The 13,352-nt window shown below is 32.2% G+C and carries 6 protein-coding genes; 5 read left to right on the forward strand and 1 reads right to left on the reverse strand.

The genetic code is table 11. From position 1 onward, the window contains the following. Positions 1-37 precede the first annotated feature (37 nt). A complete protein-coding gene (locus tag Q4Q35_RS18415; RefSeq protein ID WP_303279492.1) occupies positions 38-622 on the reverse strand; it encodes an RNA polymerase sigma factor in 585 nt (194 codons plus the stop codon). Positions 623-743: 121 nt separating this feature from the next. Here Q4Q35_RS18415 and Q4Q35_RS18420 point away from each other — a divergent pair, with 121 nt between their 5' ends. The 5 genes from Q4Q35_RS18420 to Q4Q35_RS18440 all read left to right on the forward strand — a co-directional run bounded on the left by Q4Q35_RS18420 (position 744) and on the right by Q4Q35_RS18440 (position 13,327). Further along, on the forward strand, positions 744-1,904 hold the full coding sequence (locus tag Q4Q35_RS18420; protein WP_303279493.1) for a FecR family protein: 1,161 nt from the start codon (positions 744-746) through the stop codon (positions 1,902-1,904). A gap of 218 nt (positions 1,905-2,122) precedes the next feature. Next, positions 2,123-5,389, forward strand: a complete 3,267-nt coding sequence (locus tag Q4Q35_RS18425) for a SusC/RagA family TonB-linked outer membrane protein (protein ID WP_303279494.1) — start codon at positions 2,123-2,125, stop codon at positions 5,387-5,389. A 17-nt stretch (positions 5,390-5,406) separates the two neighbouring features. Beyond that, a complete protein-coding gene (locus Q4Q35_RS18430) occupies positions 5,407-6,900 on the forward strand; it encodes a RagB/SusD family nutrient uptake outer membrane protein (protein ID WP_303279496.1) in 1,494 nt (497 codons plus the stop codon). A gap of 227 nt (positions 6,901-7,127) precedes the next feature. Then, complete coding sequence (locus Q4Q35_RS18435; RefSeq protein ID WP_303279497.1) at positions 7,128-10,451, forward strand: VCBS repeat-containing protein; 3,324 nt, start codon at positions 7,128-7,130, stop codon at positions 10,449-10,451. Positions 10,452-10,705: 254 nt separating this feature from the next. Continuing rightward, positions 10,706-13,327 carry a glycoside hydrolase family 31 protein gene (locus Q4Q35_RS18440; RefSeq protein ID WP_303279498.1) on the forward strand — a complete coding sequence of 874 codons (2,622 nt, stop codon included), beginning with the start codon at positions 10,706-10,708 and terminating at the stop codon, positions 13,325-13,327. Positions 13,328-13,352: the final 25 nt, after the last annotated feature.

Genomic DNA, 13,352 nt, shown 5'->3' on the forward strand with positions numbered 1-13,352 from the left:
AAATCGACTCACGTTAAAATAGCCTAATACAAGAGTCTTAAGATATTGAGGGTCTTGTAAAAAATATAAGCATAATAGTTTCGTATTTCGTTCCTAATTTTTCTCGAAGTACACAAAAAGCCTTTGTTATTTGTGCTTCCACTGTTTTTATAGAAATATTCAAAAATTCAGATATTTCTATATTGGTAAGACCTTCTTTTTTACTTAAATTAAATATTTGTCTGCATTTTGGAGGCAATTTTTCTATTTCTTTGGTTACAAGTTCAACCATTTTTTCCAAAGATTTATCATTTGTGTTTTCTACAATTTCTTCTAAAGATTCGTAATATTTCATCTGCAAAAGCATAATAGCCCTATCTTTTTTATAAGTATTTAAAAATTCATTGTAGACAGACTTAAAAAGAAAACTTTCTATAGAAAATTTATTATCAAGATATTTACGTGATTTCCATGTTTTTAAAAATACATTTTGAACAATATCTTGTGCTGAAGCATGATTATCAATCAGTGACATGGAATAGGCATGCAATCTTTTGTGATATTTTTCTAATAAATACATATAAGCATTTTCCTCTCCTTTCTTTAATCGATCAATTAGTTTAGTATTTGCCGTAGAATCCATGAAAATTTATTATATGTGCATTTTTAGCCCTTAAAAAGTGTGAATATATAAAAAAATATAACAAAAAAATAAGGGTATCGTTAATCTGCTTTGTATTACTAGTGTATGATGACAAATTAAAATGGCTATTAAAACGATTCAAAACCTTATTGTAAAATACCTGACTAATTCAGCTAATGCAAAAGAATTAGACATACTTCAGAGTTGGATAGAAGTCCCATCAAACAAAAAAATATTTAAAGAATTTGTAAAAACATATTATCTAATAAAACTAAGCATGGGTAACCCAGATCAAGATGAAATTAAGAAACGCTTACAAAAAGAGATAAAAGCAGATAAGGTTTTCTTCCTCAGAAAAAAAATTAAGACAACATTCAAATATGCTGCGATAGCTATACTGTTTATTAGTATAGGGTATTTTCTAATAAATATTAAATCAAGATATTCAACTGATGAACCTATCATTGTTAAAGAAGAAAAAATAACACTTGAACTTGAAAATGGAGAAATTATTGTAATTTCAGAAGGCGACGTTAACAAAGTTTTAAAATCTAAAGGGAAGATTATTGGTGTTCAAAATAGCGGCAAATTATTATATGACGATAACCAGACCAAGGTAGATGAAGTCATTTATAACACTCTTAAAATTCCTTATGGTAAAAGATTTGATCTTGTTTTATCAGATGGAACCTTGGTGTATCTCAATTCGGGCAGTAAACTTAAATATCCTATAAAATTTCCTAAAGGAGAAGAAAGACAAGTTTTTTTAGAAGGAGAAGCTTTTTTTGAGGTAGCACATGATAAACAGCACCCTTTTAAAGTAGAAACAGAAGAATTAAATGTTCAGGTTCTTGGAACCAAATTTAATCTTTCCAGTTATCCTGAAGATAATTCAACCGATGTTGTACTTACAAACGGATCTGTAAGTCTGGGACATGTTGGTGTAGGTGACGAAAAAAACGTGATTCTTAAACCTGGTTTTAAAGGCTCATTCAATAGAACGGGTAAAACAATTTCTAAAGAAAAAGTAAATACAACTATTTATACAGCATGGCTGAATGGTAATTTGGTTTTTAAAAACACACCTTTTGATCTTATCATTAAAAAACTAGAAAGAAATTATAATGTCATTATCATTAATAATAATAAAATGCTTTCTAATGAATCTTTTAATGCAACAATAGAAGTAGATAATGAGAGTATATTACAGGTATTTGAATATTTTAAAAAAGTACATGATATACAATACCAAGTATTTGACAATAAAATTATAATAAACTAAAACCAATATTATGTAAATAAATTTAAATTTCTGATTAAACTATCACTTGGCATTCATTTCTTTTTAAGATATAAAAAAAATCGGAAAATGCTGTAACATTTCCCGATTCGGTCAAGCGATCACTAAAAATGAGCAATCACTATTAAACATTCAAAATTATGAAAAAACCACCGAAATCCAAGGTATATTTATCATGGATATTTAAGTTAGACTTAAAAATGAGATTATTTCTACTTTTTTTATTTAGTACAGTTTTTGCCCTTCAGGCGAATGAGTCCTACGGACAAAAGAAGAAGGTTTCACTTAGCATGAATAATGTTTCTATTGAACAGGTGTTAGACCAAATAGAAACAAGTACTGAATTTAAATTCTTTTTTAAAACAAAATCGATTGATTTAGAACGTGTCGTATCAATTCATGTTGATAAGGTTAAGATAGATAAAATTTTAAATCAACTATTTTTAGATGTTAACACATCGTACGAAATTAAAAATCGGAAAATCTTATTATTCAAAAGTAAAACAGAAGATGTCTCAGCATTAAAAGCAAATGAATTAAATAAGCCAAAAAAAGAATTACAACAATTAGTAACTGGTATTATAACAGATAAAGATGGGATTCCATTACCAGGAACAAACATTCTTGAAAAAGGAACTACTAATGGTACTCAAACAGATTTTGATGGTAATTATTCAATAACATTAAAAAACAAAGATGCTATATTGATAGTTTCTTATATTGGATATACAACAAAAGAAGTTAATGTAAACAATCAAAATACAGTAAATATAGTTTTAGAAGAAAATGCTGAAGGCTTAAATGAAGTTGTAATTATTGGATATGGACAAATTAGGGCAGGTGATGCTACTGGAGCTGTCTCTTCGTTAAAGCCAGAAGACATGAATGGAGGTTTAATAGCATCTCCAGGTCAGCTTATTCAAGGAAGAACATCTGGAGTTCAAGTAACTAGTAATAGTGGAGAACCTGGTGGTGGTATTAGTATAAGAATACGTGGTACAGGCTCTATAAGAAGTGGGAACTCACCTTTGTTTGTAGTTGATGGTGTACCTCTTTCGGGAGACGATGTCAATATTTCGGGTTCAACGCCAGGATCGGGAAGTAGTTCTGCAAGAAATCCACTAAACTTTATTAACCCTAGAGATATTGCCAGTATAGATATCTTAAAAGATGCATCAGCTACGGCTATATATGGATCAAGGGGTGCTAATGGTGTCGTAATTATTACTACAAAAAAAGGTTCCGGAAAAGGAAGTCTTGATTACTCATATACATTTAGTGTAGGTGAAATAACAGAAAAATATGATGTAGGTAATGCCGAAGAATTTTTAGCAGGATACGCACGTGCAGGAGGTACAGACCCAGATATTAATCAAGGAGCAAATACAGATTGGCAAGACGAAATATTTAGAACAGCCATATCTCAAACACATGAATTATCTTATGGAGGCGGAAATGAGTCGGGAGATTATAGATTTTCTTTTAGCTATGCAGATCAAGAAGGTATTGTAAAGCAAAGTGGTATGGAAAGGATTACAGGTAGATTTAATGGTTCTAAAAAACTTTTAAAAGACCGTATCAAGATTTCAACACAACTTACAATATCAGATATTGAAGATGACCATTCACCTATTACGGATAATTCAAATCATCAAGGAGATTTATTAGCAGGTGCTTTAAAAACCAATCCTACATGGCCAGTACGAAATTCAGATGGTAGCTTTTACCAACCAGATCGTGACAATCCTAATCCATTAGCATTTTTAGAATTAAGTAAAGATTTTTCTAATACATTAAAGGTCCTTGGGAGTTTTAGTGCTGATGTTAAAATTGCCGACTGGGTTTCATTTAAGACTGTGTATGGTATAGATAGATCATCATCTACCAGAAGTTCAGCATATTCCAATGAATTAGTAGCTCCCGGTATTGATGTTAATGATGGTAATGGTAGGGCTTATATTAGAACTCAACAAACCGACAATATTATATGGGAGAACTATTTTACATTTAATAATTATTTTGAAAAAATAGGTCTTGATTTTAATGCCCTGTTAGGGTATTCTTATCAAAGGTTTGATTCATGGGGAAGTGGTTTACAAGCTGCTGATTTTAGAGTGTCAGATTTAGATGTAATGTTAAATAATATGACATCGGCAAATTTGTCTACACTTGATTATACGTTTAGGACTGTAGACGAATTACAATCTTATTTTACAAGAATGAATTTTGTATATAAGGAGAAGTACTTATTAACATCTACTGTGAGGTTTGATGGATCTACAAAGTTTGGAAGTGACAATACTACAGGTGTATTTCCATCACTAGCTTTTAAATGGAAAATTTCTAAAGAATCTTTTGCACCATCAGTTTTTTCTCATTTGAATTTAAGAGTTGGATGGGGAGTTACAGGAAATCAAAACATCCCACATAACCTATATACAAGAAGGCAAAGATATGGTAGTCCAACCCTTAATGCTATAACTGGTGAAATAACTCCAGGAGGGATTTCTAATGTAACGTTTGAAAATCAAGGTCTTAAATGGGAAGAGACGGAGCAATTAGGTTTTGGTTTAGAATTTGGATTTATGCAAAATAGGCTAAGAGGCTCTGTAGATTATTATAATAAGACGACTACTGATTTATTGGTGCAATTGAATGCAGCAGAACCAGCGCCACAAGCATTTGTATGGCAAAATCTTGATGCCGATGTTATAAATAAAGGAATTGAATTCGAATTAGAATACGATGTAATTAATAAAGATGATTTTGGATGGACTATATCAACCAATGCATCGTTTAATGATAATGTAGTGGAGAATTTTGATTTCGGGTTTTTAGAAACAGGTGCTATTCAAGGGCAGGGACTTTCAGGAACAACAGTTCAGAGAGTTCAAAATGGACAATCACTTTATGCGTTTTATTTACCTGAGTTTACTGGATTTAATTCTTCAGGTGAAGCCACATTTGGTGAAACAAAGTTTACGGGAGATACACCATTACCTACAGCAACGGCGGCATTAACCAATACATTTCATTATAAAAACTTTGATTTGAGTATCTTTTTTAATGGTCAATTTGGTCATTCTATTTATAGTAATACTGCAAATGCATTTTTTAATGCTCCATCAGTTTCAAGTGGGAGAAATGCAACAAACGAAGTATTATCTGGGGTTGAGACTAGTACAAGCCCACTTAACGTATCTACCTTATATTTAGAAAAAGCTGATTTTGTAAGGCTTCAAGATCTTACGCTTGGTTATAATTTAGAATTGGGAGAAAACTCGGCTTTGAGGTCGTTAAGATTTTCTCTAACGGGTCAAAACTTATTTACCATTACAAATTATAGTGGTCAAGACCCAGAAGTAAATACTTCAAAACCTATTGATGGTATACCATCATTTGGAATTGATTATACGCCCTACCCAAGGGTAAGAACCATTTCTTTTGGACTGAATGCAAGCTTTTAAACCAAAAAACTAAAATCATGAAAATTTTAAATATATCAAGAAAATTATCTTTAGGAATATTAATAAGTACCTTTTTGGTTGGTTGTACTGATCTTGAAATTGATAATATAGATTCAATCATACCTGAAGAAGAAGGAGGTAACCCAACAGAAATATTGAGTGCTTTATATCTAAATATTTCTGGTGTCTATGGCGCATATAATAATGCTCATGCGTTGGAGAATGTAACATCAGATTTACATATTCCTCCTACTAGAACAACTGGCGATTGGGCTGATGGTGGAAATTGGAGAAGTCTTCATTCACATGATTGGACGCCTACTCATCCAGAAGTAAATGCAGCTTGGACAAGTCTTAATCGTAATATTTTTGCAGCCTCTGAAGTGCTATTTTGGGGAGGAAGTGATCAGGAAATAGCAGAAGCAAAGTTTCTTAGAGCATATGCTATGTGGCAATTAACGGATTTGTTTGGAGTCGTACCAATAAGAGAGGTTGATGAACCCGTAGAAATTAATCCAATAATCCTTTCAAGACAGGAAGCATTAGATAGAGTAATTCAAGATTTGAATGATGCTATTACTGCTTTACCTTCTTCAGCACCTGCAAATCATAATGTTGCTACAAAAGAAGCAGCTTATGCTTTAAATGCTAGAGTTTATCTTAACAAAGCAGTTTATGAAGCCGATGCTCCAGGTAGTTTTAATTTTTCTACAACAGATATGAATGAAGTCATTGCATCAGCCGATGGAGTTATAGATGCTGGTTATACATTGACTGACGATTATTATCTTAATTGGAGAGCATCTGGTACTGAAAATATTTTTGTTTCAGTTAATGATATGTTTTCTTATTGGCTTCCTTATTTATCTAGTGGTCAGGGAGGATGGAATGGTTTTTCTATTACGCCTGAGCTATACGATCTTTATGATACAGGTGATGATAGACTTGGAAAAGGTCCAGGAACTACTGGATATGTATTTGATTCCAATGATTTTGATCCTAGCGATGATGCCCTGAATATTCCTCAAGGGATACTTGTAGGGCAACAGTACAGGAAAAATGGAGAACTGCTTGAAGGTGTAAATTATGTCAAAGAAACACAACTTCTTGGTGCAGATCCTAATGCCGGATATAAGCTTATGAAAAATATCCCTGATTTCCCTACTAAGATTGTACATTTTAGATATGCTGATGTACTATTAATGAAAGCTGAAGCGATTTTACGTGGAGGAACAAGTAGCGATACGGCTTTAGACATAATAAATGAGATAAGAGCAAGTAGAAATGCAACACTTTTAACTGATGTAACATTAGATGATATTTTGGAGGAAAGAGGGCGTGAGATGCAATGGGAGAGCGTTAGAAGAACCGATCAAATACGATTTGGAACATTTCTTAGTGGTACATGGACAGAAAAATCAGGAACCACTGATGACCATAAATGGATATTCCCAATTCCAGAAGTTCAAGTTTCACTTAATCCAAATCTAGAACAAAACCCAGGGTATTAAGGTTTTAATAAATTTAGTTTGAGTTTGTTTAGTATTTAATAGAGGTGCCTTTAGCATATTAAAGTTACCTCTATTATTAAAGTGATATACTGATTTTAATCTTGTTAATCTAAAAAAATAAATTATAAACTAAAACACAACAAAATGATTTTATTCATAAGTTAAGCCTAAAGTCATTTAAAGAATACATCTTTAATGATATATTGTTTTGATATTTTAAAAAAGGAATGATGAAATCTAAAATTCTATTTTTTTGTACTCTTTTATTGGTCGTAGTTGCCTGTGATAAAAAAAAGGTAGAAAACCTTTCTCTGTTGGAGTTTTTACAAGTAGAAGAAACAGGTATAGATTTTTCCAACGATATTAAAGAAGGACTGGGGCAAAACGACAATATTCTAACATATACCAACTTTTATAATGGTGGTGGAGTTGCAGTAGGAGATATAAATAATGACGGTTTAGTAGATTTATATCTAAGTGCCAATCAAAAGACTGGAAAGTTGTTTTTAAACAAAGGAGGGTTCAGATTTAAAGACATCACCCCAGAATCTGGATTAGATACTATTTCTGGTTGGAAAACAGGTGTCACTATGGTGGACATTAACCAAGACAATCTTTTAGATATATATGTTTGTAGATCTGGGAGAGTACACCCACAAAATAGAACCAACCTATTATTTATTAATAATGGTGATTTAACATTTACTGAAAACGCCAAAGAATATGGACTTGATGATAGCAGTAATTCTATACAAGCAACCTTTTTTGATTATGATATTGATGGTGATTTAGATATGTTTTTACTTAATCATGCCATAGACCCAATAAAAAAACTAACAAGACATTTAGATAATTATGAGGACGATACCAACATTGGTGATAAATTATATAAAAATACAGATGGTCATTTTGCAGAAGTTGGGAAATCAACAGGAATTCTACAATCGCCACTTGGAGATGGTCTTGGTGTAGCCGTAGGAGATCTTTATAATGACGGACAGCCAAGTATATATGTCTGTAATGATTTCTTAGGGAGAGACTATTTATACAACTATACAGGAAAAGGAACCTTTAAAGAGAATGCATTACAAGCAATGAACCACATATCCTATTCTTCAATGGGAGTAGATATGGCAGATATTAATAATGATGGTTGGCAAGATATATTTGTTGTAGATATGAAATCCTCAACAAATTATGGGAGGAAGACTAATATGGCGTCTATGGATCCTAAAGCATTCGATATTTTGGTGAAAGTTGGTGGGCATTATCAATATATGCGGAATACTTTGCAAATGAATAATGGGAACCATACTTTTTCAGATATTGCTCCCATGGCGGGTTTAGCAAGTTCAGATTGGAGTTGGGCACCTCTATTTGTAGATTTAGATAATGATGGTTTTAAGGATTTATTCATAACCAATGGAATACGAAAAAACACCAATAATAAAGATTACGATACCTATAGAAAAGAAAGATTTGAGATTGAAAGGAAAAAAGTAAGACCAGATATAAAATCTTTAGTGAAAGAAATATTGAATAAGATTCCATCAGAAGAAGCGGTAAATCTTGTTTATAAAAATATTGATGGATTAAGCTTTGAAAAAAAGAATGAAAATTGGGGTGTCAATATACCTTCATTTTCTAACGGAGCTGCATATGCCGATTTCGATAATGATGGGGATATGGATTTAGTAATAAACAATGTGGACCAACCAGCCCATGTTTATAGAAATAATAGTACCGAAATATCAAATAACCATTATATCAAAGTAAAACTTAATGGCAACCCATTAAATGTAAATGGAATTGGGGCAAAGGTTATGGTACAAACAAATAGCGGAAAACAATTTATTGAGCAACATGTTAGCCGCGGTTATCAATCTAGCGTAGATTTTAAATTACATTTTGGACTTGGGAATAATGAAATAATTGACACATTAAGAGTGACTTGGCCTGATGGTAAAGTGAACGAAATGACAGAGGTTGAAGCAAACCAATTAGTATCCATAAACTATAATACAGCTACCGAACCATCGCTAGTTAAAGAAAAAGAAGACACGTTTCTTTTCTCCGATATTACTAAAGCGTATGGTTTATCCCATGAACACATGGAAAACGGATACAACGATTTTAAACGTGAAGTACTTCTGCCACATAAGATGTCTACATTTGGACCAGCACTTGCAGTTGGAGACATTAACCAAGACGGTTTAGACGATTTTTTTATAGGAGGAAGCAAGAATTATGAAGGAGCTATATACCTTCAGAACACCAATAAGACGTTTACAAAAACAAATCAAAAACAAATTATTACTGATCGTATACATGAAGATTTAGATGCCTTATTTTTTGATGCCGATAATGACGGCGATTTAGATTTATATGTAGTAAGTGGTGGTAATGAAATGCCTATCAATCATCCATATTATCAAGATAGATTATATATTAATAATGGTCAAGGTCTCTTTACCAAATCAACAAAATCTATACCTAAAATGCATGCAAGCGGTGGTGTCGTTAAAGCTAACGATTTTGATGCAGATGGTGATTTAGATTTATTTATAGGCGGTAGGTTGTTACCAGGTAAATACCCGCAAACAAGTCGTAGTTATTTACTTGAGAACATAAATGGGCAATTTACAGATGTAACATCCAATCATTCTACAGATTTGGAATTTCCAGGAATGGTAACAGATGCCATTTGGTCAGATTATAATAGTGATGGAGTAAAAGATTTAATATTAGTTGGAGAATGGATGCCCATTACAATTTTCGAAAACAATAGCGGAACACTAAGTAAATTGAAACAAAATTCTGGACTCGATAAAAGTAATGGTTGGTGGTTTAGTATAGCAGAAGCAGATGTGAATAACGATGGTTCCATGGATTATTTACTTGGTAACTTAGGCGAGAATTATAAATACAAAACGACACCAGAAGCGCCGTTCAATTTATATTCTAATGATTTTGATAATAATGGTTCTTTAGATATCGTATTGAGTTTTTATGAAAATGATACATTATATCCATTAAGAGGAAAAGAATGTTCAACACAGCAAATCCCCGCACTCAAAAATAAATTTAAGAATTATAATGCTTTTGGCTTAGCCACATTAGAAGATGTTTATGATACAAAATCTTTAGAAAATGCCACACATTTAAAAGCACATACATTTTCTAATAGTATACTAATTAACAACAAAGAGCGCTTTAATTTGGTAAAACTTCCAAGAGAAGCACAGGCTTCATCGGTGTTTGGAATACTTTATAATGATTTTGATAACGACGGATTAAATGACCTAGTTATTGCAGGAAACCTATTTAATTCGGAAACGGAAACTCCTAGAAACGATGCTGGTCAAGGATTGTTTTTGAAAGGAAATGGAACTGAAAACTTTACACCAGTAAGCAATTATATTTCAGGATTAAATATTCCTGGAGATGTAAAAAAAGTAAAACCGATTAGGCTAGGGAAAGTTGATGATGCGAAAAATGGATTTATAGTTGCAGTTAATAATGACTTTTTAAAATTGATAACCATAAATTAAATTACTGTCCAGTTAATAAAGACAAATAAAAATATAGAACCTCGTAAAAATAAGTTATAAATTATAGGTGATGAGTCATGATTTATATTTAATTCAATTAAAATAAATAATTTTACCCATAGAATTAATAGAAGAGGTAAGAACATCAAAAGAAAGATAAAGGTACCTGTTTGAAAGCCAGTAACATTGATTTCAGATGGAACTATTAAATATATTGAATTAAGCGAATCTGAAGCAGTATTAAATAATTAAGTATGAAAAAAATTTTAAAAGTAACATCATTTATTTTAATTTTTGTGTTGATAGGTTGTAAACCTAATTTTTCACATAAAATTGAAAAATCCAATAACTCCGTAACACTTCATTTAGATAATGCAATTGTCCAAATCGAAATCATTGATAAATCAATTATTCATGTTAAAAAATCATTGCATTTAGATTCTATATCAACAATACCAGATTATGTAACTATTCTGGAACCACAAGATGTTTCATGGGAATTAACTGAGGAAAAAGAACAAGTAACTATTAGTACAGAAGCACTTAAAGTAATTGTTAATAGTGATGGTGTTATTGAATACAAAACAATAGATGGTCAGGAATTATTGGCAGAAACCAATAACCAAACTTACATAAAACCCAAAAATGAGGAACATACCGTTTCTCAAGCTTTCCATGCTGGAGATGAAGGTTTGTATGGGTTAGGACAGTTTCAAAGTGGTATTATGGATTGGAAAAATGTACCAATACGTCTTCAACAGTACAATCAAGAAATAGCTGTTCCTTTTTTAGTTTCAACCAAAGGATATGGCATTTATTGGAATAACTACAGTATAACAGATTTTAATAATGCCGAAAATGAAATTGAATTTACGTCATCTAATAAAAACCTTGATTCTAACAACAAAAATTTAGAGCCAGTTACAGAGAAAGAAAATGTAGTAGAATATGCGACAGCTTTAAAAGGCGATAAAAATATTAGAGAAACAGTTTTTACACCAGCTCAAACAGGAGTATATTCTTTTTTGGCGTTAAGCGATTATGAAGGTAGAATGCGAGGACAAATAACGGTGACTATTGATGGAGATGAGGTTATTAATTATTCAACAATTTGGATGCCTACACGATACTCTGGAAAGAAATATTTAGAAGCAGGGAAAGCATACAAAGTTGTCTTTCAAAATACTGGAGCAAAAATCCCTGGAAAATTATTCTATAATACACCAGATTATAACAAAACGGTATTTAGCAGTTTAGCAGGTAATACAATCGATTATTATTTTGTAAATGGAGAGAAACCCGCAGCAGTTATTTCAGAATACCAACGACTTACAGGACGTGCACCTATGTTTACTAAGAAATCTTATGGTTTTTGGCAATGTAGAGAGCGGTACCATAATCAAGCCGAACTATTGGAAAATGCCAGAGCATATAGAGAAAAGGAAATACCAGTAGATAATATTGTACAAGATTGGTTTTACTGGCCAAAAAACACAAAAGGCCCGGAATGGGATAGAAAAAAATACCCAAATGCAAAAGCCATGGCAGACGAGTTAACAGACTTGAATTACAATTTAATGGTGTCTGTATGGCCAGAAGTTAAGAACAATCGTTTAGAGAAAAAATATAACTTAATAAAATTAAAAGGGAGTAATTATGTTGATATTTATGATGTAAAAAATAGCGAACGCTATTACCGAATGTTAAGCGATTCTATGTTTCATATAGGAGTAAAATCTATATGGTTAGATGGAACAGAACCAGAAGGAAAACCTGATGAAGGTTCTACAACAGCGGTTGGACCCTATGCAGAAGTGAATAATGTATACTCGCTAGTAGTTACAAAAACAATGTATGAAGGGAGAAGGAAAGAGTACCCTAACGAACGTGTTTTTAATCTAACACGATCGGCTTATGCAGGACAACAACGTTACGGAGCAACCTCGTGGTCTGGAGATGTTGCAGGAACTTGGGAGCAATTTGCAGAACAAATTCCCGCTGGGCTTAATTTCACCATGGCAGGTGTACCGTATTGGACACATGATATTGGTGGGTTTTTTAGAGATTCTAAATCCCTTAATAAGGTTTACGATAGTCAATATACGAATCAAGAATATATAGAATTATTAACGCGTTGGTTTCAGTTTGGAACATTCAGCCCAATTTTTAGGATTCATGGTTATGTATCAGAAACTGAAATCTGGAGATACGGACAAGAATTTGAAAATACAGCACGTAAATTTATCGATTTGAGGTATCAATTAATGCCCCATATTTATTCAGAAGCTAGAAAAGTAACGAATGAAGGTAAATTAATGATGTCGCCTTTGGTGTATCAATATCCAAATGATAAAAACACGTGGCATATTAAAGACCAGCTCTTTTTTGGAGAGTCTCTAATGGTAGGTTTTGTAACAGCATACCAACAGCGAGAAAAAGAAATATATTTACCCAAAGGAGCGTGGTATAACTTTTGGACAAACGAAAAAATTGAAGGAAGTAGAAAAATTATAGTTGCTGCGCCCTTAAATGAAACTCCAGTATTTGTAAAAGCAGGAAGTATTTTACCAATGGGCCCTAAGCTTCAATATGCTACACAAAAATCAGATAAACCATTAAGAATAAAAGTATATCCAGGAAAAGATGCTGAATATACACTATATCTAGATGATAATGAATCTTACAATTATGAAAAAGGAGAATACTCCGAATTGATTTTCAGCTATTCAGAATCCAATAAAGAATTAAAGATTAAACATGGGACAGATGCTTTCATAAACTTTAAAGAAAATCCAATGGACTTTATTGTCGAAATAGTTGGTGAAGAGAAAGAAGAAGTAACATATAGTGGAACGGAGTTACAAATAAAACATTGAAAATTTTAAAAGAGCATTTAATAAA

The sequence above is a fragment of the Flavivirga aquimarina genome, from assembly GCF_030540835.1.
Lineage (GTDB): Bacteria > Bacteroidota > Bacteroidia > Flavobacteriales > Flavobacteriaceae > Flavivirga > Flavivirga aquimarina.